Below are 21,715 nucleotides of genomic sequence, written 5' to 3'. Positions count from 1 at the left end.
TCACGTGTTAGCTCGCTTGTTCTTGCTCGAGGTCATCAATGACAGTCAAGATGTCACTGTCTGTAATGCCGCGCAAGAAGACTGCGGCCGGACGGTGCTGGTTATCCAACACGATGGTGGTTGGCACCACCGAGGTGGGCACGCCGCCGAGCGCTGCCGCCGTCTTAAACGGTGGGTCATAGATGGACGGGAAACTCACACCGTTATCTTCTTTAAAATCACGGGCAATCTGCGGATTGTAATCACGCACATTAATACCCAACACGGTGCCCAGCTCGCGCTCTTCCAGATCCTCCTGCACACGCTGCAAGTCATCTACTTCCGCACGACACGGTGCACACCACTGCCCCCAGGAGTTGAGAACAACAATCTGGCCCTCATAATCATCCAGAGAAATAGTCTCTGATTCTTCCATCAAGGATTCACCAGAGAAGGTCTGCAGTGGCTTGCGCTCTGCCTCATCATAGAAAATCTCTTGTTGGCCACCGGGTGTGATGAATTCGAAGGTGCCGCCAACGGCAACTGCGTTTTGGGCATTGTCGGATTCTTGGGCGCACGAGGCCATGAGCACGCTGGCGGCGGCAATAACAGCCGCTGACGCTAGGCGCTTGGAGTCAAACATGAAAGAGACTTTCTAAAACGTGAGAAGGTGCAGTAAAACTTAGATGCTTTGTGCTGGTGAAGAGTAGAAAATATCGACGATCTTGTCGTCGTCAAAGACGATGGAAGACACCGACGCCAGATCACATTCGCGGTTCCACGGCGCATGCGGCAAACGCAGTCCAAGGACGGTGCGCTGCACCATGACGATTGGCAGCTGGTGGCTAACAACAATCGCCTCATGTCCTTCGGCGTTGACGCGGGCGCGTTTCACAGCATCCATCATGCGAGATGCGATCTCTGTGAATGGCTCGCCCCAGCTCGGCTGGAGCGGATTGCGCAGAAGTGGCCAGCGTTGTGGATTCCACAGCGCTGAGCGTACGCCCTTAACATGCAGACCCTCAAAACGGTTTCCTGATTCAATCAGAGCCTTATCAATTTCCACGTCAAGGCCTGTGACCTTGGCAAAAGGCTGTGCAGTTTCTTGGGTGCGCTGCAAAGGTGACGCCGCTAGATAGGTCACATCGTGGCCTTCGAAGGCTTTCGCTGTGCGCGCTGCCATGGAATGTCCACGGGCCGAGAGGTGGTAGCCAGGGATACGGCCGTACAGAATTTTATCTGGGTTGTGGACCTCGCCGTGGCGCACGAGGTGGACGATAGTTTTCGTCACAGCTGGATTATCCTTCCGCTTGAGCAGCTGCCTTGGCAGCAGGCTTGAGAGCCTTTTCGATTACCTCAAAATCATCGTCTGTTAGCGCATCAGATACAAACCAGGTCTCAAATGGGCTTGGTGGAACCATGACGCCAGCGTTCAACAATTCGTGGAAGAACGGGGTAAAGCGGAAGGTATCGGCTGCCTTCATGTCGTCAAAGTTGCGGCCCTCGCCCTCAGCGAAGCGGATGGACAGCATGGAAGATGCGCGCTGCATGTGGTGCGCAACGCCTTCAGCTTCAAGCGCTGCCGAAATCATGTCGGAGAGCCTGTCGGCGTGGGCAGCAAGGCGTGGGTACAAAGATTCATCGGCAAGCTTAAGCGATGCCAAACCTGATGCCATGGCCACCGGGTTTCCGGACAACGTACCTGCTTGGTAAACCGGACCGACTGGCGCCAGGTAATCCATGATGTCCGCGCGGCCACCGAAAGCTGCCGCTGGCAAACCACCGGAGACAACCTTGCCGAAGGTCACCAGGTCACCAGCGACCTCATCCACGCCGAACCAACCCTTGTGGGAGGTGCGGAAGCCAGTCATGACCTCATCCAAAATCAACAGCGCGCCATCAGCGTGCGCAATCTCCTTGAGCGCCTGATTAAAGCCTTCTTCCGGCGCCACGGTACCCATGTTGCCCGCTGCTGCCTCAGCGATAATGCAGGCAATCTCACCTGGATTATCAGCGAATGCCTTCTTGACTGCTTCAATATCGTTATAAGGAACAACGATGGTATCCGCTGCCGCCGCACCGGTAACACCTGGGGAATCTGGCAGCGCCAGCGTTGCCACGCCGGAACCAGCCGCGGCCAGCAAGGCATCCACATGGCCGTGGTAGCAGCCATCAAACTTCAAGACCTTGGCGCGGCCGGTAAAGCCACGTGCCAAACGCACAGCGGACATAGTTGCCTCCGTGCCAGAGTTGACCAGACGCACCTTTTCCGCAGCGGTACGGGAAATAATTTCTTCCGCCAGCAAGGTCTCCCCCACCGTTGGGGCACCAAAGCTCAAACCATCAATAGCCACATCTTGTACAGCCTTGACGATGTCAGGATGCGCATTGCCGTGAATCATTGGTCCATAAGAGCCCACGAGGTCAACAAAGCTATTGCCATCAACGTCAATCAGCTTGGAGCCCTTCGCGGATGCAATAACGCGGGCCTGACCACCAACGGAGCCAAATGCACGAACCGGCGAATTCACACCGCCCGGGGTGACATTGCTGGCGCGGGAAAACCACTGCGCAGAGTTAGAAGTTTTAGTTGAATGTGAGGAGTCCGGGGAAGAAGCCATAGCCCTCATTGTACGTATTTTTCCGTTATACGAAAGTTTGAATAAACGCTGTGATGCGCCTGCTTTACAAGCGCGCTAGACTCTTAGAAGGTTAAGGGGAAGAAGTTCCGGGGGAATCTATTTATATTTCAGGTTGCATTTGGGGGTTTTGCAATGCTTTTCGATGTTCCATCGACCAACCACACCACCACCCGCCGTGGGAGGTTTCCGCTGCTCATTGGCGCCATTGTTGTCATGTCAGCATCGATGTTGACTGCATGCTCGGCTGAAGAGGAGCCGATCGAAAACACCGCCGCGCATTCCTCCCATGCATGGCAACCGGCGCACCTGCCGCAGCCAATCTCCCGGCGCGCAGGCTTCGGTGAGAACATCTCAACGTCACCGACATCACAACCGGCAACCAGCACCGCTGCCCCGGACGATGATGACGCCGCGTCGCGTCCCGCATCTGAACCGGTGGATTCCCCCGCTGCGGTAGCTCCTCCTGCCCAAGTTCAATCCCCGATTGTGCAGCCCCCTGCCCCGGCCGCGCCGGCTGCACCTGCCACCCCGGCGTACACGCCGCCACCAGCACAGCCCGCACCGCAGCCAGCTCCACAGCCGGCACCGCAACCTGCCCCGAAACAGACCCCGAAACCAGCGCCACAAACCCCAGAAAAGCAGGGCCCAGTGCTGAAATTCCCCGGCTCCGACATCCCGGACCTGCGCCTCGTGGTTCCTTAAATCGGCGCAGCCCCTAATTCAGCAGGGCACTTAATTGACCACGCGCAGGCCAATAAGGCCGGCGATGATCATGAGCAGGAACACAAGTTTGAGCGTAGTTACGGCTTCTTGGCCGGTGGCGAAGGAGTAAATGATGGTAATAGATGCGCCCACACCAACCCACACGGCATAAGCGGTACCCACTGGTAAGGACTTCATAGCCCAGGCCAGCCCACCCATGGAAATGACGACCGCCACGAAGAAGGTCACTGACGGCCACAGGCGCGTAAAGCCTTCTGACCTAGAAAGAGCGATTGCCCAGACGGATTCGAATGCGCCGGAGAGAACAAGAATGATCCATGCCATAAGCTCCCACTTTGGCAAATCTTTGGCACAATAGGCAACTATGAAGATTGCATTTTTAGGTACTGGACGCATGGGCTCTGAACTGGCGCGTTATGTCATAAAATCGCACGACGTCACCGTATGGAACCGCACGGCTGAGCGCGCGCAGCCCTTGGTGGATGAGGGCGCAACTTTGGCGGACTCTCCTGCCGCGGCGGTTGAGGGTGCTGAAGTAATCATCACTTCTCTGTTCGGCCCGGATGATATCCGCGAGGTTGTTATTGGCCAAGATCTGATTCCTGCTGGCATTACCTGGATTGATACCACTACTGTTTCCCCGGAAGCCGCACGCGAATTCGCCGATGCTGTGGAATCTTATGTCCACGCCCCAGTTGTAGGTTCTTTGATTCCGGCGCGTAATGGCGAGCTCGGCGTTTATGTGGGCACCCCGGATGATGCCCGCCGCGAGGTAGCTCTTGATATCGCCCGCCCCTGGGCTGGTGAGAACAAGCTAATCGGTGTGGATTCTGCCGCCAAGGCCGCCACCGGCAAGCTTCTGGCCAACCTGGCTTTGTCCGTTACCGCACAGGGCGTTCTGGAAGCACTTAACCTCGGCGAATCCGAAGGCTTAGCTCAGGAAGAAGTCCTAAAGATGCTGGACATCACCGGCCTGGCGTTTATGAAGAACATGAAAGCCCCATTCATTCTTGGTGAGCGTGACACAGCCCCTGGTGATTTCACCGTGGACGCGCTGTGCAAAGACTCCAAGCTGATGGTGGACACCGCTGACCAAGAGCTGCCAGCCGTGCAAGCCGCCATTAAGAACTTTGAACGCCAGCAAGAACTCGGCCACGGCGATGAGGACTTCTCCTCCATCTTCGTCTACCGCAAAGACTAGTTAGTGTTTCCACGACCGCTAGATTCTGGCTAGGAGCTAGCACACGCAGCAAGCCCCGGGCCACAGGATTTTCCTGTAGCTCGGGGCTTGCCTAGTTGTATGCCAAAGTGCGTGGCAGGGTGGTTCTAGCCTTCGCGGACGCGCTTAGCCGCAGCGCGTGCGTCTGCCACAACGGCAGGAACGCCAACGCCGCCGGCCCAGGCGCCGGTGACGTCCAGGCCCGGTTGTGCGGTGAGTTTCTCACGAACCGTTGCTACGGTGGCGAGGTGGTTTTCGTCAAAGCGTGGCAGGCCGCCAAACCAGCGCTGGGTGTAGATTTCACTCACGCCTGCTTCCCGGGCATCAAAACCGGTGATTGCCAGCAGGTCATCAAGGGCGTAATCCACCAGGGTGTCTTCATCCTCACGCGCCAGGGAATCATCGCCGAAGCGTCCGAAGCTTGCGCGAATGACAGCGCCATCACCAATACGGTTTTTGATGTGCGGCCACTTCTTCGAGCTAAACGTAAACGCCTTCGCGTGTACGCCCGGCTGGTCCGCTGCGATGAGCAGCCCGGAAGAATCCGGCAAGCCAGCATCAGAATCAAACTTGAATCCAACAATCGCAGAGCTTGCCAGCTTCACTGGCTTGAGCGCTTCCGCGGCTTCCGGCGCTGCCTTGGACAGCAAGCGCGCGGTGGTTGGCGCGGGGGTTGCCACAATCACGCGGTCATAAGGTTCAGCATCACCCGGAACTCCTTGGCCGGCGATAGTGTAGGTGGAGTTCTTAGCGTCAAAGGTAATGCCTGAAACGAAAGTATCGAGGTGGATATCCGCACCGGATTTCTCCGCCAGGGTTTCATATAGCTCCGCATAGCCACCAGCGAAAGCATTAAAGACTGGCTTGGCCTCACCACCACCAGGCGCCGGACGGGACTGTTCAATCTTGGAAACTGCACCAGACAAGGTGACCCTCTCCCCTGCTTCAGCCAGGGCGTCCAGTGCTTCTGCCAACTGTGGGACAGTCGCGCGGATACCCAAGTCATCAGCCAAGCAGGAGTAGACACCGCCGAGCAGTGAAGAGACGACACGGTCCACAACTTCATCGCCGTAGCGCTCACGCACTAGTTTGCCGATACTGCGGTCTTCTCCGACCGTCCAATTAATCGCCGCGGTATCGGCCTCAGCATCAATCTTGCGCGCGGTTTCTTCGCTGACCAGGTGCGCAATCGGTGCAGAGGTAGATGGAATACCCATCACGCCACCGCGCGGCAGATTCTGTAATTCACCGCCGGAGTACACCAGCGAGGATTTACCGGATGGTTCAACGAGAGAATCAGCCAGGCCGAGTTCAGTAAAGAATTCCACGGCATCTTCACGCCGGGCCAGGAAAGCTTCCGCACCAAGGTCGACGGGGCCATCATTAAACGGCACTGTGAACAGCTTGCCGCCGATCCGGTCAGAAGCTTCAAAGACATCCACCTGGGAATCCTCAGCTGCTGCTACCTCACGAAGCTCATAAGCAGCGGTAAGTCCCGCTAGACCTGCGCCAACAATGGCAATTCTCATTTAGCCCTCCTCGTGAATGATTGATACTGCACGCGTGATTGCTTCAGCCTCAGTGGTTGGCAAGACGCCGTGGCCAAGGTTCCAAATATGTCCAGTGGCGTGGCCTGCAGCTTGCGCCGCCGAAACCTGGTCACGGATGTTGCGGACGGCGCCGCGAACGGCGTCATCACCAGCAAAGAGTAATGCTGGATCCAAGTTACCCTGCAGTGCATGCGCGCCGTGTGCCGCGTGGATTCGCTCCGCAGCCTCGTCCATGCGCACGCGGTAATCCACGCCCATGACTTCAGAGCCTGCTTCAGCCATGGCCGGCAGCAGTTCACCGGTTCCCACTCCAAAGTGGATACGCGGCACTACACCTTCAACATGCTTCAGAATCTGCGTGGAGTACGGCAGTACAAAGTTACGGTAGTCCTCGCGGTTGAGGTATCCCGCCCAGGAGTCAAAAAGCTGCATCGCATCAATACCCGCTTCAACCTGTACGTCCAGGAAGTTGGTAATCGTTGGCACCAGGCGTTCCATCAGGGCATGCCAGGTTTCAGGCTCGGAGTGCATCAAAGCCTTGGTCTTTTCATGGTTCTTCGAAGGACCGCCCTCAATCAAGTAGGAAGCCAAGGTAAATGGTGCGCCGACAAAACCGATTAGAGACTGCTTGTCGGTGAGCTCATCAATGATGATCTTGATACCTTCGGCAACCTCCGGCACGTCATTGTCCAGGATTGGGAAGTTCTTGACGTCCTCGCGGGTGGTGACAGCCTTATCCATGACTGGGCCACGGCCAGCAACGATATCTACTCCGACACCGGCAGCTTTGAGTGGGACTACGATATCGGAGAACAAGATTGCCGCATCAACATCGTGGCGACGTACTGGCTGCAGGGTGATTTCAGCGAGGAGTTCTGGCATGAAGCACGAATCCAGCATCGAAATGCCCTCGCGCACTTGACGGTATTCCGGCAACGAGCGGCCGGCTTGGCGCATAAACCACACTGCTGGGCGCGATGGGGTCTTTCCAGCAGCAGCATCAAGCAAGGGAGCATTGGTCAGATTACGTTTCGACATGCTTGCTATTATGCCTCACCGTCGTACAAAAGTATGAGTCCAGCAGGGTGCGGTGATGATCAGTCCCAAGTGGGATCGCCGGACTTCTTCGCGATGTAATCATTCGAGGAAGGCCTAAACATCATCAACAGTGCCGCTGCCAGCAAGACAGGGATGATGATGAGGAAGAATCCGGATACTCCAATGAGGAATCCGGCGACAACAACAAAGAGCACTACCACTGCCGTGCCGGTGATAATGCGGCGTGCCAGCTTGGATCCTTGCGCCAACTGCGGGGAGACCAAAGAGAAGACAATCGCGCCGATGATGTTAGTTCCGACAATCAGGTAGTGGTTGAATTTCACCGCACCTGGTTCTTCAACGGGTTCTGCACCCGTTCCGAAGATTCCAATGAATCCAGCGCACAGCATGACCACGGCGGCAAGAACAAGAATCCAGTACGCCCACCGCAGCGGGCCTGGTGAAACTTCCTGCGGAACGCGCGGCGGGGTGTACTTACGGTTGTAATCAACCGGTCCTTGTTGTCGATCGTAATCGGCCATCGCACGAATCCTTTATCTTTGAAATCTACTTGCGCAGCGGCAATGCCACCACGCTTAGTTGATTGAGACTTTACTTAGCGTCCTTGTCTTTGTCGTTTTTACCAGCATCATTTTTGCTGTTCTTCTTGTCATTCTTGCCGCCCTTGGTCCAGCGGCCAAGCATGCCCTTGAAGGTGCCGTAGTCGGCTTCATCCTGCACGTTCTTGCCGCGCTTAGAGCCTTTCGCGCCCTTGCCCGTCTCGCCGTTTTCCAGCTTTTCTTTGGCCTCACGAGCGCGCTGTTCCTGCAGTTTTTTCTGCTCTTGTTCAAACTGGCGGAGCTTTTCCATCTCGCCGGTGTATTCCAAAGTTTCCTCACGGGAGGAAAAGACCAGAACAAGAACTGCGGCAACGCCCACCAGGATCTGCAGGGATCCATCGACCACGTACAGCCAGTCCGGGGAGTTGGTGCCGGTGGCAGGCCTGGTCATAAACACCAGGAAAAGCCGGAACGTGAAGTACAAGGAGAACACGAACAGCATGCGGCGCGCAGTGCCCGCGTGCTTGGATTTCTTGTACAAAAGCCGCAGCATAACGGCCAAAAGACCAATGATGGTCAAAGAAATTAGGGTGGTCAGCGCCAATGAACCCCAGGCAGTGAGGTTGATCAGAGTATCTGACAGCTGCGAATCTTCACCGATGGTGCGCTTTGCAGTGGCGCGAAGAACATCGAAGTTCACAATGGCCAGGATGAAGGAGAAAATCTGATGGATGAACTCCAGGATTACTGCGCCACCCATTATTTTGATGAGCAGCTGCACAGATTCCGGCTTGCCCGCTAGCGGGCCGTTTGCGTCCTTGCCCTGTCCGTCTTCATCACCTTTGGCAGGTGGCTTCGGCGCGGCTTCGTGGTGCTCGGGAAGGTTCCGCTTGTCGTCTTTGAGCTGGGGTGTGGAGTCCTCACCGTGATTTTCTCCTAAACCCGGTGGGTTTGGGCTGGTTTGCTGTGCGACAATCGATGGCACGGGAATCACGGTGGGGAGGCCTCCTTGAGACGGCTTCTAGTTGCTAGTTAGCGAGCTATTTAAGCCTTCTTCGCCAGAATACGGGCGGCTTCGGTAGCGAAGTAGGTGAAAATTTGATCAGCGCCTGCGCGCTTAATGGAGATTAAAGACTCCATCATAACTGCCTTTTCATCAACCCAGCCATTAGCGCCTGCAGCCTTTATCATCGCGTACTCACCAGAGACCTGATAAGCCGCAACTGGGACTGGGGAACGCTCCGCCACGCCGGACAGTACGTCTAGGTATGGCAACGCTGGTTTGACCATGACGAAGTCTGCGCCTTCGTCAATATCCATGTCTACTTCCAGCATTGATTCACGGTAGTTCGATGGGTCCTGCTGGTAGGTACGGCGGTCGCCTTCGAGGGAAGAACCGACTGCTTCGCGGAATGGGCCGAAGAAAGCAGAGGCGTACTTCGCCGAGTAAGCCACGATGGCAACGTCCTGGAATCCTGCTGCGTCCAAGCCTTCACGGATGGCACCAATCTGGCCGTCCATCATGCCGGACGGTGAGACGATGTGTGCGCCGGCGCGTGCCTGCGCAATGGCCATAGCTACATACAGTTCCACGGTGGCGTCATTGTCCACGCGACCTTCTTCATCGAGCACGCCGCAGTGACCGTGGTCGGTGAATTCGTCTAGGCAGGTATCAGCCATGATCAGCATGTCATTGCCGAATTCCTTACGCAGCAGGCGCAATGCGCGGTTGAGGACACCTTCTGGGTCCCACGCTGGTGAACCTTGCGCATCTTTGTCTTCATCACGCGGTACGCCGAAAAGGTCCACGCATCGCACGCCAGCTTCATAAGCTTCTCGCACTGCTTGCACGAGGGATTCTTCGGTGTGCTGGTAGACACCAGGCATGGAGGAAATCTCACGTGGTGCATCGATTCCATCCGCGAAGAACATCGGAAGAATGAAGTCCCGCGGTGAAAGCTGGGTTTCCGCTACCACTTCCCGCATTGCAGGGTTTTGGCGCAAACGACGTGGACGACGATGTAGAAAATTGCTCACCTTGATCAGGCTCCTTCAGCTTGAAGTCTCTTACGTTAAAGTGCGCTAGCACTTTAACCTTCGACTTTAACGGTCTTCTTGCGTGCGCGGCGTTTCTTGCGGGGTGCGGGCAGGTTGCCGGAGGCGCGCAGGGCTGCGACGTGGTCGGCGAGGGCATCAACGAGTGATGGAACATCGGCGACTTCTGGCATGACGTCAACGCGCAGACCCATCTCTTCGGCAGCAGCCTTGGTGGATGGGCCAATGCAGGCGATGATGGTGCGCTGGTGTGGTTTACCGGCAATGCCAACCAGGTTGCGGACGGTCGAGCCGGAGGTAAACGCCACGGCGTCGAAGCCACCGGATTTAATCATGTCGCGAACTTCAGATGATGGTGGTGCCGCGCGCACGGTGCGGTAAGCAACAACGTCATCAACTTCCCAGCCCAGACCTTCCAGGCCGGTAACGAGTGCTTCGCCGGCGATATCAGCGCGTGGCAAAAGCACGCGGCCAACGGCGTCGATGTCTTCAACGAAGTTCGGGAAAACGTCAACCAGGCCCTCAGCGTTTTGGCGGTTTGGCTTTGGTAGCACCTCAGGCTGCATGCCTTTTTCGCGGATGGCGTCGGCGGTCTTCTCCCCTACGGCGGCAAGGTTGACGCCAGCGAAGTCACGCGCGTCGAGGCCGAAGTCAGCAATTTTGTCCCACACCGCGGTCACGGCGTTGACGGAGGTGAAAACAATCCACTTGTAGCGGCCTTCCACGATGCCCTTGATAGCGCGGTCCATCTGCGCTGGGTTGCGTGGTGGCTCCACAGAAATGGTGGGCACGGATTGCGGGATGGCACCGTAGGATGCCAGACGCGCTGACATGGGCGCAGCCTGGTCCTTTGGACGTGGCACCAGCACACGCCAGCCGTAAAGGGAACGGTTCTCCCACCAGGAGTACTTGTTGCGGTCGTCAAAGCTGCGGCCCAAAGTAATGACCAACGGGCCAGCCAGTTCCGCATTCAGCTTGCCGATGGTCCCCAAGTTCGTCTCATACGTACGCTGCAAACGGGTAGTACCGTGCACGGTCACAAACGCTTCCGTATCAGCTGGTAGACCACGAGACAGCAGCTCTTGAGAAATCAGTGGAAGATGCTCAGCGGTTGCCTGTAGCACAAGTGGCTGTGCCGCCTGTGCAAGGCGGTCCCAGTCAACTTCGCCGTCGGTGACATCTGCTTCGGTGTAGGTAGAACCCAAGGCCAGACCAGCGAAGGAAGGCACGGTGGATGGCAAAGACATGCCTGGCACGACCTGGAATTCCAAGCCAGCTGCTGCCACTGCGTTGATCTCTGCCTTAATCGATTCACGGTTGAGTGGGTTTCCGGCAACGAGGCGGATGACATCCAGGGATTCTGGGTGGTGATGCTCCACGGCAAAGGCCTGCGCTTCTTCCAGTCCCTTGGTGACAGCCTCTACATTGGCAGCTACGCCAGATTCCCCATTGGTGGGGGTTGCTTCGCGCAAATCCGCTGCGGTTGGCGCCACTGGACGTGGCGGCTTACGACGCGCGCCTTGTGCCTTGGCTTCTGCAACAAGCTCTTCATAGTGAGCTTCATATGCTTTGAGCTTGTCTTCCGGAACTGGAAGAGCGCAGCCAACTATGTCCCGAACACCGTTTAAAACCTCAGAATCTACGATCGCGATCGCGTTATGGGCTAGTACTTCACGGGCACGTACGGTCAGTAACTCAGGGTTTCCTGGGCCTGCGCCAACGAAGATAACTTTGCCAAGCTGGGGCACGGCATTGCTCATTAAAGGTTCTTTTCTAGTATCAACGGCAATCAATGTGGTCTTTGCCACCGCGCGCCACCATAGAGATCGTGCCGGTGGAAACGCTGGACGCTAAAGACCGTTGAGCCAATGTGCAAAACGGAAATATGAACTGGTCATTACGGTCAAAAGCCCAGGGTTTTCCACCCTGGGTGCTCTTAAAGGGAGCCGATAAAACATCCGGAATAGACCATGTGATATTTACACCATATAAGTTGAACTGGCCGCAATCAAAACCCACACCTATAACAGGTGCCACGTCACACAGTTCCACAGGCTCCGGATGCTCGCCCCACGCGGGGCTCAGCGAGTATGAGAAGAGTTTTTAGCTAGCGTCGAGGATTTCGCTTGCCCCCTGCTCGAGGAGAGATTCTGCGACCTTGACTCCCAGGTCATACGCGTTTTCCAGCGGACCGGTCTCAGCGGCAACCATCTGCTTGGAGCCGTCGAGTGCGAAGACCCCGCCGTGGACGGTGATCATGTCACCATCGATGACCGATGTCGCTGCCACTGGCGCGGTGCATCCTGCTTCGAGACGGCGCAAGATTGCGCGCTCACCAGCAGCTTGCAGCCCTGCCTTGGCATCAGATACTGAGTTCACTGCGTTGACCAGCTCGGCATCGGAAGCATTGACCTCCACAGCCAACGCGCCCTGCGCTGGGGCAGGCATGATGACATCCGGGGAGAATACCTCAGTGGCGCGGTCGGCATAACCTGCGCGGACTAGTCCGGCATAAGCCAACATGACAGCGTCTAGTTCGCCGTCGGTGACATAAGACATGCGAGTTTCAATGTTGCCGCGCAGCGGGCGGATATCCAGATCCGGGCGCAACGCCTTGAGCTGGGACACACGACGTGGTGCAGAGGTACCTACCTTGGCCCCCTTTGGCAGCTGCTCAAGCGTGAGGCCGTCACGTGCGATAAGCGCCTCACGGTTATCTTCACGCGTTGGCACGATAAGGTGGAAACGCTCATCCGGCGCCGTGGGAAGGTCCTTGAAAGAATGCACCGCGATATCGCATTCGCGCTCATGCAGCGCCTCGCGCAGGGCATGGGTGAACACACCCACACCAATGCGCTCAACGGGCGCCATGTTGACGTCACCCGCAGTAGTCACAATGTGCAGTTCACTAGGAGTGCCATTCGCCGTAATCCAGTCCCGCACATGCCCAGCCTGCGTTGTTGCCAGCTTGGAGCCACGGGTGCCAATCTTTTTCAGTGGCTTGTCCTGAGTAGTTTCAGACATTCCTATACATCCTTTCCTGATACCTGAGCATCAAGATTTTCTGGTAATTCTTTGACATCAACGGCAACGCCGGAACCTTCAAGCTGCAGGCCAAAGAGTTCTTGCAGTGCGGTTTCATGGCTGACTGTACCGGAGTTCGCAGCCAGCTTCTTCGCGCGAACAGTTGGCTCATGCAGCAACTTGTCCACCACGCGCTTGAGCGCTTGGGAAACGTCCCCAATTTGTTCATCGGTAAGCTCTGGCGACTTTTGCTGCAACCTGCCCAACTCGCACTCGACGACGTCTGCTGCGCGACGGCGCAAAGCCGCTACCGCTGGCACAACCTCTCGCACACGCTGCGCGGAGCTATAAGCCTCCAACTCTTCGCGCACAATCTTTCGCGCTGCAACCTGCGGATCTGTACCGCCCGCGACCTCGGTATCTGCTGCTTCCAAAGAGTTGCTGAGGCGCTCAATATTGATCAGCGTCACGCCCTCATGCTCCATCACGGCATCATCAATATCGCGTGGCAAAGACAAGTCCACCATCATCAAATTGTGGCCCGCTGGAATATCGTCCTTAGCCAGAGTGAAGTCTTGGGCGCCAGTGGCGGAAATGGCCAAATCGACATCGGCAAGCACCTGCGCGCGGTCCGCGAAGTCAATCGCCTCTGCCTGCACACCCGCCTCGATGGAATGTCCCACCAAACGCTCCGCACGATCAAACGTGCGATTAGCAATGATCAACTTATCCACGCCCAAACGACCTGCCTGCGTTGCTGCCAGCGAAGACATAGCACCCGCGCCGAGAATCAACGCCGTCTTACCGCGTAGATCCACTGCCCCCATACCCATCATGGCCTGGTCAAAAGCGAAAGAGACCATCGAAGATCCGGCCTCATCAATTGTTGTTTCAGAATGCACGCGCTTGCCAGTGTGCAACGCCGACTGCGCCAAGGCGTGAATGCGCGGACCAATCGCGCCCTGCTCCGCCGCGTGCTGGTAGGCCGTGCGAACCTGACCAATAATCTGCTGCTCACCCACCACCATGGAATCCAAGCCCGCTGCAACGGTAAGCAAATGCTCCGCCGCGGCATCGGCATAGCGCACGTACAAATAACCGCGCAGCTCATCCTCATCCACACCTGAATTGGCAGCCAATACCTTCACCACATCCTGGACACCAGTGTGGAAAGAATTAGTGACGGTATAAACCTCAAGGCGGTTACAAGTGGACACGATCATCGCCTCAGACAATGACGGCTTCTGAGTCAAAACCTCACAAGTGTCATTACGAACCGTGTCATCCATGCTGAGTCGTTCTAGCAGCGCCACTGGGGCTGACTGGTGGGACATTCCCACAACGAGCATGCTCATGAACATTCCTCCACGCGTGCGGATGCGGCGTTAGCTGCTCACAATGTGCACTGCCACAGCGGCCGCTTTAAAAATGGGGACTTTAAAAGCTGTCTTCTTGGCAGATTCATGGGGCTGTGAGCGCTTAGAACACCGCACCCCTTTTATCAATAAAAAATACGATATTTAAGATCAACCCAAAGGATACCCTTTTAGTTGACGGATCCCGAACTGAGCGGCCACCAACGCTCTGCTCAGCTGCAATGTGCGCTTACTGTGCAAGCTCCGCAGCGAGTTCGGCATTGTCTACTTCCCAGGCGCTAAATTCTTCACTGTCAACCACCACAACCGGAACGCGGTCACCGTATTCCGCAGCCAGCTCCTTGTCATGGTCAACATTTCGCACCACAAGCTTGGCACCAGCATCTGCGACGACTGGCTTGATTTGTTCATGGACGCGTTTACACGATCCGCACGTGGTGCGAACCATCAATTCAACGGTGTGGATGGCAGTTCTCCTTTTCAACAGCATGAGTAACCCTGAGGGCTTCTTGCGTCTTGGCTCCGCAAGACGCACAGGCCTAAAACCATTACTATGGAAACGTTACTGAAAGACTTTGAGCTTTAACCTCTCCCCCAGGAACGCGATGACTTCTAACCCTACCCCTCCAGGCTTCCCGGAATCACCTCGTGATTTCCTGGCGAACTGGACGGCAAGCCGCGGCAACCTGCGCAATTTCGTTGAAAACACCTACCTGCCGCCCATCAATGATGAAGCTCAGCGCGCCGCCGGTGAAGCTGCTGCAGGAGCCGCGATTGAAGAAGTCTTCGGGCTAGATTTCGACTCTTTCACCAAAGGCGTGGATTCGGTTTCTGGTTCTTTTGACGCTGCTGGCAGCAAGCACATCACCGCAGCCGACCCTGATATCCCGATTGATTCTGGTGCGGCAGCATTCTTTGATGTTGATAACACCTTGATTCAGGGCTCTTCCCTGATTTCATTTGGACTGGGCCTGGCGCGCAAGCGCTTTCTGACCTTCAAACAGATCCGCACCATTGTGTGGAAGCAGTTAAAATTTCGAATCTCCGGCAAAGAAAACGCCCAAGACGTGGACAAAGGCCGCGAATTAGCCTTGGATTTTTTCAAAGACCGTTCCGTGGATGACATGGTGGCTTTGTGTGAAGAGATTGTGGATAATTCCATGGCCCGGCGCGCTTATCCTGGAACCCGGGAGTTGGCGCAGATGCACTTGGATGCCGGGCAACAGGTTTGGCTTGTCACCGCCACCCCGGTGCAGTTGGCGCAGATTCTTGCGCAGCGATTCGGCTTTACTGGCGCGCTCGGCACCGTCGCGGAGGTCAAAGACGGCAAGTTCACCGGCAGGCTCGTGGGCGATATCTTGCACGGCCCCGGCAAGCGCCATGCGGTTGCGGCTCTTGCCACCATTGAACAACTAGATCTAGCTCGCTGCACCGCTTATTCCGATTCTGCGAACGACGTCCCCATGCTGTCTATGGTTGGCACCGCCGTGGCGATTAATCCGGACAAGAAACTGCGTGACTACGCCGAGGACAACGACTGGCTCATCCGTGACTACCGTTCCGTTCGCCGGGCCGTCCGCGCCTATGGCCTTCCAGCCCTTCTCACTGCCGTCTTCTCACTCGGCAGCTGGCGCCTGATTCTCAAGCGTGGCACCAAGGGCCCAAAGAGTACTAAGTAGAAGGCCCGCTCCCTAAGTCACATTTATCCACCCAGCATGCAAGCCCGGATATAACACAAGGCTCTGAGTTCCCACCGAAGTGGAGACTCAGAGCCTTGGCTTTTGAAGCTTTACTTGCCCAGCTTACGACGCTGCACGCGAGTGCGGCGAAGCATCTTGCGGTGCTTCTTCTTGGACATGCGCTTACGACGCTTCTTAATAACTGAACCCATAGGAGGTTTCCTTTCAAACTTTTAGTACGTACTAAACCTGTCAGCTCCTTACCCGCTCAAGGTGCACTCTTTAGCAGGCCGCAGCCAGAATCGGCGCGCGGGCGCTGACACGAATGCATATCATTCTACTGGTCGAAGTACCAGCGCCCAAAACGCCCCTTTTATAACGCATACAACAGCGCCCTCCACCTTCTGTCCACAAACAGTGAGACACAAAGAGGAGGGCGCTGCGAGACTTAAAACAGGAGCGGACTATCCAACGTCGTAAACCGAGTTGTTCAAGTAATCCTGAACTGCCTTGTCGTTAACGCGGAAAGAACGTCCCACGCGAACAGCTGGCAGATCGCCTGCATGAACCAGTCGGTAAACAGTCATCTTCGAGACGCGCATTATATCCGCGACCTCTGCGACCGTTAGAAAGGTTCCCTTATCTTCATTAGCCATAATCCAATACCTTTCAGCCCGAAACGCGCTGTAGGCTTCCCCTCCCACAGAATGATCACGTTCGTGCTGGAACCAGCCTAGCGTGAAACATGTGACTAATGCGACTCAAGTGTAAAAATTTCCTGTCACAACTATTCATTTCACCCCCGCGGGTATCACACGTACGTTATTTACCCTGCGTGTACCCTGGGAAACTTTGAGCGCTCAGGACACTTGAGTCAGATTTGTCACATTGTTCACATTGTCGGAATAACCGGCGGATTGTCTAGCTGATTGAGCGGGTACGCTCCACGCACTTCTCAATTGCGCGGAAGAATGCGCCACGGATGCCGGACTCTTCGAGCTCACGTAGTGCTGCCACGGTGGTGCCGCCCGGGGAGGAAACACCGTAGCGCAGGCTGCTGGCGTTCTTCTCAGACTCCACCAGAAGCTGTCCTGCGCCGGCCGCGGTAACATTTGCCAATTCCGATGCCTGATCACGAGTAAGACCCAGGTTCACGCCTGCGTCGATGAGCGCCTCGGTAACAAGGAAGTAATAAGCCGGACCAGAACCAGCCAAGGCTGCCGCCACGTCCATCTTGTCTTCGGTCAGCTCCAATACCTGGCCCACGGTGGAGAGCAGTTCCTTAACGGTGTCTAGCTGCTCACTGGTGACGTTCTTGCCCGGAACCACAATGTTCATGCCGTTTCGTACCAGCATTGGTGTATTAGGCAAAGAACGCACGACTGGAACCTTCGGTCCCACAGCGCCTTCGAGCTTCTCCAGATTGATTGCCGCGGCCATGGACACAACAACGGCACCCTCAGGCAGGCTGTCGTTGATTTCTGCGAACATGTCGACGATTGCGTATGGCTTCACGCAGACGAACACAACGTCTGCGTCGCTTACTGCTTCCTGGTTGTTGTCCGTGGTGTTGACCTTGTAGGTTTCCTCGAACTCCTTGCGGCGTTCTGCCCCACGGTTGGTTACAACAATGTCTTTTCCATCAAATCCTGATGCGATGAGACCACCGGTGAGTGCTTCACCAATCTGGCCACCGCCGATAATTGCAATTTTTGTCATGTATTCCAGCGTGCCAGACATTGTCAAAGCCGGCCACCACCAGAAGGTAATAGCCGGCAAATTTCTCGAAATTGAGACCTTAATTCGACATGTGCGGATTCATACCGCGATTGGACCTACAGCAGGATGATAAGCAGTGGGCCGAAGGTCAAAATCAGACCGACGACGCCCGCCAAAGACATTGAGACTGCGTCTCGTGCAGTGCGCAGCGCGTGAACGATACCAACCATGGCGCCAGTAACAACCAGCGCCAAGATGGAGACGATGATGCGGTCAAAGCGTCCCCAAAGTACTTCAAAGCCCTTGAATACAATCGCACCGACGATGATGCCGACAAGCGCTAGAACCACGATGGATACTGCGCTGAGCTTGCCATCATCTTCCGCCTCATCCAGCTCAGCATCATCGCGCTGTGCAAGCTTGGCCGAATCAGGCTGACGCTCATCTTCAACTACTGGAATCTCACCAGTTGACTCGGTGTCCTTGGCAGCTGGGCTAGCAGTAGCCGTCTTGGCTTCTGCCGCCTTCACACCAGTAGCCGCAGTTGCTGGCTGTGCCGGCATAACGGTGGTTTCATCCGTCTTTGCAGCCTTCGGGCCCGCCGCAGCATCCTTAGCCTTCGAAGAATCCTCGGCAGGAGCGTCGACCTTCTGAATGACTGTCGTGTCATCATTGGCCGGCTTCTCAGCCTTCTTCTCGATCTTCTCACTAGCCTTCGCCGCTGGCTTAGCGACAGTGGGCTTCGCCTCTGCAGACTTCGCAGCAGCAGTTCCCTTGGATGCTTCCTTTGTGTCTGCCTTCTCACCAGCCTTTGCTGCTGGCTTAGCTTCAGGCTTGGCCTCTGGTGCCTTGGCTTCAGAAGACTTGGATTCAGCGGGCTTCTCAGTCGTCTTCGAAGCGCGGGTTACAGCAGCTGGGGAATCACTTGTGCTGGAGTGACGGGAACGCGCAGGCTCAGCCTCGACACGCTTGATGGAGCCGGTGAGCTCCGCGACGGATACTCCGCCCTCATCCAAGCTGCGTCGACGGCGACGGCGCGGAGCTTCTTGTGCTTCGGCACCTTCGGTTTCCTTAGCGGAAGCGCTCTTTTCTGCACGGCCCTCACGCTCTTTGGCGTTGCGAGCAAGCAGTTCGGCAACCGTTAATTGCTTTTCCTCAGCCATGTTCTTAATCCAGTCCCTTGTCAGTCCGGCGCAAAATTACGCCTTCACGCAATGCCCACGGGCAGATTTCCAACTTTTCTAGGCCTAATGCACGCATAGAAGCTTCAGCCACGAGGGCACCAGCAACAATCTGGTGCGACCTATCAGAGCTTACGCCCTCCAGATCCGCACGGTCTGCCGCTGTCATTCGAGAAATAAAGTTTATCAGCTGGCGCAAACCAGCAGCCGTCAGCGTGCGCTGCACGAAAGGACCGGCGGACGACGGTGCTGAACCAGTCAGGCGCGACAATGAACGCAACGTCTTCGATGTGCCAACAGCCAGGCGAGCAGGGCCCAGGCTCTTCATCTGTGAGGCCGGGCCTTCGAGCTCCGCGTCGATGTAGTCACGCAGGGCCTGAACATGCTTCTTCGCCGGTGGGTCAGTATCAAACCAGTTGTGGGTCAACCGGCCCGCGCCCAAGTCGAGAGAGAAGGCCATCTCTGGGTGCTCGTCTGAACCTGTGGATAGCTCAAGCGAGCCACCGCCGATGTCGATGTTGGTCACACGGCCTGCGGACCAACCGTACCAACGACGCACAGCCAAGAAGGTCAGTTGTGCTTCTTCCTCACCGCTGAGCACCTCCAGGCGGACTCCGGTTTCTTTCTCGACGGTGTCCAAGACCTCATCAGAGTTCGGCGCGGAACGCACGGCGGAAGTAGCGAAGGCAATGAACTCATCGCAATCGAGCTTTTTGCCCAGCTCAGCAGCCTCGCCGACGGAGGCGACAAGCTTCTTCACACCTTTGGCGTGAATGTTGCCGTCCTTGTCCAGTTGCTCGACAAGACGCAACGGAGTCTTCCAGTCACTCATCGGGGTCGGACGGCCGCCATTGGTGGCATTGACTGCCACGAGGTGGACAGTATTACTTCCGACATCTAATACACCTAATCGCACACCCAACAGCGTAGTAGGTCTACCGTGGGTAAGTGTGAATCGCCCGGATTTTTTACAGCAATACCAACCATCGTCGAAAACTGTTCACCTTGGTTTTCCCGAAATCTCTCCGGCCGCCGCATCCATCCGCGCAGGCCGCGAGTTAGCGCCGGATTTTCCCAGGGAGTGGTTTGAATTTACCGACCCCGCAGATGAGTTCCACGTCTATTCCGTGGATTTGACCTGGTTAGAGTCGCATTACACCTGCCAGTTCGGAACTGAGCGTTGCTTTGGTATTGATTCTGAGAATCCTGATGTGGGCTGCTGTGGTCATGGGGCATTCATGGCTGATGAAACTGACCGGGATCAGCTCTATGACGCTGTTGCGAATATGCCAGCAAAATACTGGCAAAACCGCCCTGCGGGGGCAGACGAGTTCTTGGCGGCCGAAGATCCACTCCAGGTTGAGCCGTGGCTGGTGTGGGATGAGCTCGATGGCGATGATGGTGAACCAGAGCCAGCGCTCAAGACCAAGGTGCTGGATGGCGCTTGTATTTTTGCTAACCGTGCTGGCTGGGCAACCGGTGCGGGTTGTGCTTTGCACCAGTGGGCTATGGCCGAAGTCCACGATTTAACCGTGGTTAAGCCGGAGGTGTGTTGGCAGCTTCCTATCCGCCGTCATGAAGAGTGGGAAGAGCGCACCGATGGCCAGGAGATTCTGCGCACCACTTTGGGTGAATATGACCGTCGCGGTTGGGGCAATGGCGGCGAGGACTTTGATTGGTATTGCACCACGGACTCTGACTGTCACAACTCTCCTGAGCCGATGTGGCGTTCGCATGTTTCAGAACTCACCGCGTTGTTGGGCAAGGAGTCTTATGAGATTCTTCGTGCGCATTGCGAGCAGCGTGCCAAGCTTCGCGATGCCGCCAAGACCGTAAACGTCGAGTTGCCATTGCACCCGGCGAGCAAAAAGGCCGGTTGGTAGAAGCTTCTACCAACCGGCAATATCCGCAGATTTAAAGGTTTGCGTGTCGGGTTACCCTGGCCCAATACAGAGATACTCCTGCACCGATCAGAGGCACTAAGATTATTAAAATCAACCGAACCACTGCATGCCGAGGTCTACCCTTTTCTCGTACAAGCTCGACTATCGCCCATATCGCCAAAGCAAAAGCAAGGACAACCAAGGCCATCATCAATCCGTCCAGTACCGAAGGGATTAGCGGATTCATGCTTTCTATCTCCATCCTCGACTTACTACAGTTCCGTATCCACTCCCCGAAACAGTTTGAACCTGTTCTTTGGTAGACCAGTCAATGGTACCCCAGGCGGTAGGAATTCCTCTCTGCACTCGAACACGACAATCAAAAACTGCATTTTTCCCGTTTACGTAAGAAGCAGATTGGTTAGTGTTAACGTTGGTAAACGGCTGAAAATTCCGAACTACAGTACAAGAATTCGAGAGAATTCTCTTTGCAGAACTACCCTGTGCAGTATACCGACCAGTCACCTTTGTTTCAGTAACTTTAATACCCGCAAATGTAAATGCGCTGGTATACCAAATCGTCCGAGATTGAGTCGCAGCGGCCGCTGCACGAGGTACCACACCGCGTTCCACTACAATTTCCTCGTCAAGATTCGTGGAAGGTTCCCATGTACGCTCTCCGGTAAGCAGCTCGGCCAGTTCCGATCTCTGCTGCCGTGTCAATGAGTCAAACGACTCAACACTTTCAGCTGCTTCAGCATCTCCAGCTTCCGATGCTTCAGCTAGGTTTTCCCTGAATTGTTCAAGTACAACTTGTTTTGCAGCCTCAGCACCTGTGACAGGCGCGGCACTGGCCACAGGAGCCCCAATTACCGCAAGGGCCACTATCGCCACCCCCGTAATCAAGCCTTGAATTGACTTCATTTTCGATTCCCCTTACCGAAATAAGATTTAGTTGGACTCAGTTTGAGCCCAACTTCAACGGTTATCCCCGGTCAGCGCCCCTATGAAGAATCACCAACCTAGAATAGAATTAAGACTAGCCTAACCTCTTTAGAATTTCAATGGGGTACGGTGCACGACTTAA

23 protein-coding genes are annotated in these 21,715 nt (G+C 55.8%); 4 read left to right on the top strand and 19 right to left on the bottom strand.

Translation table 11 applies throughout. The features are described 5' to 3' along the window. Positions 1 to 7: 7 nt before the first annotated feature. Genes CCASEI_RS02380 through hemL form a run of 3 tightly spaced genes read right to left on the bottom strand, consistent with a single transcriptional unit; the run spans position 8 to position 2,600 of the window. Positions 8 to 622, bottom strand: coding sequence for a TlpA disulfide reductase family protein (locus tag CCASEI_RS02380; protein ID WP_006823544.1), 615 nt, complete (start codon positions 620 to 622; stop codon positions 8 to 10). Between the two features lie 39 nt (positions 623 to 661). Next, entirely contained in the window at positions 662 to 1,270 is a 609-nt protein-coding gene (locus CCASEI_RS02375) for a histidine phosphatase family protein (protein ID WP_025387042.1), read from the bottom strand. 7 nt (positions 1,271 to 1,277) lie between these two features. Continuing rightward, positions 1,278 to 2,600 carry a glutamate-1-semialdehyde 2,1-aminomutase gene (hemL, locus tag CCASEI_RS02370; RefSeq protein WP_006823546.1) on the bottom strand — a complete coding sequence of 441 codons (1,323 nt, stop codon included), beginning with the start codon at positions 2,598 to 2,600 and terminating at the stop codon, positions 1,278 to 1,280. A 153-nt stretch (positions 2,601 to 2,753) separates the two neighbouring features. On the opposite strand from hemL, the gene CCASEI_RS02365 reads away from it, so the two are divergent. Then, positions 2,754 to 3,323: a hypothetical protein gene (locus CCASEI_RS02365; protein WP_025387041.1), complete on the top strand. Its 570-nt coding sequence runs from the start codon at positions 2,754 to 2,756 to the stop codon at positions 3,321 to 3,323. A 30-nt stretch (positions 3,324 to 3,353) separates the two neighbouring features. On the opposite strand, the gene CCASEI_RS02360 is transcribed toward CCASEI_RS02365, so the two are convergent. Beyond that, on the bottom strand, positions 3,354 to 3,668 hold the full coding sequence (locus tag CCASEI_RS02360; RefSeq protein ID WP_006823548.1) for a DMT family transporter: 315 nt from the start codon (positions 3,666 to 3,668) through the stop codon (positions 3,354 to 3,356). A 40-nt stretch (positions 3,669 to 3,708) separates the two neighbouring features. On the opposite strand from CCASEI_RS02360, the gene CCASEI_RS02355 reads away from it, so the two are divergent. After that, complete coding sequence (locus CCASEI_RS02355) at positions 3,709 to 4,545, top strand: NAD(P)-dependent oxidoreductase (RefSeq protein WP_006823549.1); 837 nt, start codon at positions 3,709 to 3,711, stop codon at positions 4,543 to 4,545. A 125-nt stretch (positions 4,546 to 4,670) separates the two neighbouring features. On the opposite strand, the gene CCASEI_RS02350 is transcribed toward CCASEI_RS02355, so the two are convergent. The 9 genes from CCASEI_RS02350 to CCASEI_RS02310 all read right to left on the bottom strand — a co-directional run bounded on the left by CCASEI_RS02350 (position 4,671) and on the right by CCASEI_RS02310 (position 14,656). Continuing rightward, positions 4,671 to 6,092, bottom strand: coding sequence for a protoporphyrinogen oxidase (locus CCASEI_RS02350; RefSeq protein WP_025387040.1), 1,422 nt, complete (start codon positions 6,090 to 6,092; stop codon positions 4,671 to 4,673). Continuing rightward, positions 6,093 to 7,151: a uroporphyrinogen decarboxylase gene (gene hemE, locus CCASEI_RS02345; RefSeq protein WP_006823551.1), complete on the bottom strand. Its 1,059-nt coding sequence runs from the start codon at positions 7,149 to 7,151 to the stop codon at positions 6,093 to 6,095. It lies immediately after the preceding gene. Between the two features lie 59 nt (positions 7,152 to 7,210). Further along, complete coding sequence (locus CCASEI_RS02340; protein ID WP_025387039.1) at positions 7,211 to 7,693, bottom strand: hypothetical protein; 483 nt, start codon at positions 7,691 to 7,693, stop codon at positions 7,211 to 7,213. A gap of 70 nt (positions 7,694 to 7,763) precedes the next feature. Continuing rightward, positions 7,764 to 8,705 carry a hypothetical protein gene (locus CCASEI_RS02335; protein ID WP_006823553.1) on the bottom strand — a complete coding sequence of 314 codons (942 nt, stop codon included), beginning with the start codon at positions 8,703 to 8,705 and terminating at the stop codon, positions 7,764 to 7,766. Positions 8,706 to 8,755: 50 nt separating this feature from the next. Next, positions 8,756 to 9,748, bottom strand: a complete 993-nt coding sequence (gene hemB, locus CCASEI_RS02330; protein ID WP_025387038.1) for a porphobilinogen synthase — start codon at positions 9,746 to 9,748, stop codon at positions 8,756 to 8,758. Between the two features lie 53 nt (positions 9,749 to 9,801). Then, positions 9,802 to 11,526 carry a bifunctional uroporphyrinogen-III C-methyltransferase/uroporphyrinogen-III synthase gene (locus CCASEI_RS02325; RefSeq protein ID WP_006823555.1) on the bottom strand — a complete coding sequence of 575 codons (1,725 nt, stop codon included), beginning with the start codon at positions 11,524 to 11,526 and terminating at the stop codon, positions 9,802 to 9,804. 343 nt (positions 11,527 to 11,869) lie between these two features. Continuing rightward, positions 11,870 to 12,763, bottom strand: coding sequence for a hydroxymethylbilane synthase (gene hemC / locus CCASEI_RS02320; RefSeq protein ID WP_025387037.1), 894 nt, complete (start codon positions 12,761 to 12,763; stop codon positions 11,870 to 11,872). 29 nt (positions 12,764 to 12,792) lie between these two features. Continuing rightward, entirely contained in the window at positions 12,793 to 14,145 is a 1,353-nt protein-coding gene (locus CCASEI_RS02315; RefSeq protein ID WP_025387036.1) for a glutamyl-tRNA reductase, read from the bottom strand. Positions 14,146 to 14,395: 250 nt separating this feature from the next. Next, positions 14,396 to 14,656 (bottom strand): glutaredoxin family protein, encoded by a 261-nt coding sequence (locus CCASEI_RS02310; RefSeq protein WP_038574359.1) that lies wholly within the window; start codon positions 14,654 to 14,656, stop codon positions 14,396 to 14,398. Positions 14,657 to 14,771: 115 nt separating this feature from the next. Here CCASEI_RS02310 and CCASEI_RS02305 point away from each other — a divergent pair, with 115 nt between their 5' ends. Then, positions 14,772 to 15,845, top strand: a complete 1,074-nt coding sequence (locus CCASEI_RS02305; protein WP_025387034.1) for an HAD-IB family hydrolase — start codon at positions 14,772 to 14,774, stop codon at positions 15,843 to 15,845. A 110-nt stretch (positions 15,846 to 15,955) separates the two neighbouring features. Here the strand turns inward: CCASEI_RS02305 and CCASEI_RS14660 are convergent, their stop codons facing one another. The 5 genes from CCASEI_RS14660 to CCASEI_RS02285 all read right to left on the bottom strand — a co-directional run bounded on the left by CCASEI_RS14660 (position 15,956) and on the right by CCASEI_RS02285 (position 19,661). Further along, positions 15,956 to 16,057, bottom strand: coding sequence for a 30S ribosomal protein bS22 (locus CCASEI_RS14660; RefSeq protein ID WP_003855542.1), 102 nt, complete (start codon positions 16,055 to 16,057; stop codon positions 15,956 to 15,958). Positions 16,058 to 16,309: 252 nt separating this feature from the next. Continuing rightward, positions 16,310 to 16,501 carry a helix-turn-helix domain-containing protein gene (locus CCASEI_RS02300; protein WP_006823560.1) on the bottom strand — a complete coding sequence of 64 codons (192 nt, stop codon included), beginning with the start codon at positions 16,499 to 16,501 and terminating at the stop codon, positions 16,310 to 16,312. Positions 16,502 to 16,766: 265 nt separating this feature from the next. Beyond that, the gene (gene proC, locus CCASEI_RS02295) at positions 16,767 to 17,564 is read right to left on the bottom strand and encodes a pyrroline-5-carboxylate reductase (protein WP_025387033.1); all 798 of its coding nucleotides are present in this window, start codon (positions 17,562 to 17,564) and stop codon (positions 16,767 to 16,769) included. 116 nt (positions 17,565 to 17,680) lie between these two features. Beyond that, complete coding sequence (locus tag CCASEI_RS02290) at positions 17,681 to 18,727, bottom strand: hypothetical protein (RefSeq protein ID WP_025387032.1); 1,047 nt, start codon at positions 18,725 to 18,727, stop codon at positions 17,681 to 17,683. A 4-nt stretch (positions 18,728 to 18,731) separates the two neighbouring features. Then, positions 18,732 to 19,661, bottom strand: coding sequence for a Ppx/GppA phosphatase family protein (locus CCASEI_RS02285; RefSeq protein WP_081748507.1), 930 nt, complete (start codon positions 19,659 to 19,661; stop codon positions 18,732 to 18,734). 34 nt (positions 19,662 to 19,695) lie between these two features. Between CCASEI_RS02285 and CCASEI_RS02280 the strand changes: the two genes are divergently transcribed. Next, on the top strand, positions 19,696 to 20,628 hold the full coding sequence (locus CCASEI_RS02280) for a hypothetical protein (RefSeq protein WP_006823564.1): 933 nt from the start codon (positions 19,696 to 19,698) through the stop codon (positions 20,626 to 20,628). A gap of 252 nt (positions 20,629 to 20,880) precedes the next feature. On the opposite strand, the gene CCASEI_RS02270 is transcribed toward CCASEI_RS02280, so the two are convergent. Then, a complete protein-coding gene (locus tag CCASEI_RS02270) occupies positions 20,881 to 21,552 on the bottom strand; it encodes a hypothetical protein (protein ID WP_025387029.1) in 672 nt (223 codons plus the stop codon). Positions 21,553 to 21,715: the final 163 nt, after the last annotated feature.

The organism is Corynebacterium casei LMG S-19264, assembly GCF_000550785.1.
GTDB classification, from domain to species: Bacteria; Actinomycetota; Actinomycetes; order Mycobacteriales; family Mycobacteriaceae; genus Corynebacterium; species Corynebacterium casei.
This window is presented reverse-complemented; position numbering and strand designations above follow the sequence as displayed.

What these genes read in the sequence shown, in the direction of transcription:
- CCASEI_RS02270 (WP_025387029.1), bottom strand. Translation starts at nt 21,552, where the DNA reads ATGAAGTCAATTCAAGGCTTGATTACGGGGGTGGCGATAGTGGCCCTT.
- CCASEI_RS02325 (WP_006823555.1), bottom strand. Translation starts at nt 11,526, where the DNA reads ATGAGCAATGCCGTGCCCCAGCTTGGCAAAGTTATCTTCGTTGGCGCA.
- CCASEI_RS14660 (WP_003855542.1), bottom strand. Translation starts at nt 16,057, where the DNA reads ATGGGTTCAGTTATTAAGAAGCGTCGTAAGCGCATGTCCAAGAAGAAG.
- CCASEI_RS02365 (WP_025387041.1), top strand. Translation starts at nt 2,754, where the DNA reads ATGCTTTTCGATGTTCCATCGACCAACCACACCACCACCCGCCGTGGG.
- CCASEI_RS02355 (WP_006823549.1), top strand. Translation starts at nt 3,709, where the DNA reads ATGAAGATTGCATTTTTAGGTACTGGACGCATGGGCTCTGAACTGGCG.
- CCASEI_RS02380 (WP_006823544.1), bottom strand. Translation starts at nt 622, where the DNA reads ATGTTTGACTCCAAGCGCCTAGCGTCAGCGGCTGTTATTGCCGCCGCC.
- proC (WP_025387033.1), bottom strand. Translation starts at nt 17,564, where the DNA reads ATGACAAAAATTGCAATTATCGGCGGTGGCCAGATTGGTGAAGCACTC.
- CCASEI_RS02350 (WP_025387040.1), bottom strand. Translation starts at nt 6,092, where the DNA reads ATGAGAATTGCCATTGTTGGCGCAGGTCTAGCGGGACTTACCGCTGCT.
- hemL (WP_006823546.1), bottom strand. Translation starts at nt 2,600, where the DNA reads ATGGCTTCTTCCCCGGACTCCTCACATTCAACTAAAACTTCTAACTCT.
- CCASEI_RS02360 (WP_006823548.1), bottom strand. Translation starts at nt 3,668, where the DNA reads ATGGCATGGATCATTCTTGTTCTCTCCGGCGCATTCGAATCCGTCTGG.
- CCASEI_RS02310 (WP_038574359.1), bottom strand. Translation starts at nt 14,656, where the DNA reads ATGCTGTTGAAAAGGAGAACTGCCATCCACACCGTTGAATTGATGGTT.
- CCASEI_RS02305 (WP_025387034.1), top strand. Translation starts at nt 14,772, where the DNA reads ATGACTTCTAACCCTACCCCTCCAGGCTTCCCGGAATCACCTCGTGAT.
- CCASEI_RS02315 (WP_025387036.1), bottom strand. Translation starts at nt 14,145, where the DNA reads ATGAGCATGCTCGTTGTGGGAATGTCCCACCAGTCAGCCCCAGTGGCG.
- CCASEI_RS02300 (WP_006823560.1), bottom strand. Translation starts at nt 16,501, where the DNA reads ATGGCTAATGAAGATAAGGGAACCTTTCTAACGGTCGCAGAGGTCGCG.
- hemE (WP_006823551.1), bottom strand. Translation starts at nt 7,151, where the DNA reads ATGTCGAAACGTAATCTGACCAATGCTCCCTTGCTTGATGCTGCTGCT.
- CCASEI_RS02340 (WP_025387039.1), bottom strand. Translation starts at nt 7,693, where the DNA reads ATGGCCGATTACGATCGACAACAAGGACCGGTTGATTACAACCGTAAG.
- CCASEI_RS02290 (WP_025387032.1), bottom strand. Translation starts at nt 18,727, where the DNA reads ATGGCTGAGGAAAAGCAATTAACGGTTGCCGAACTGCTTGCTCGCAAC.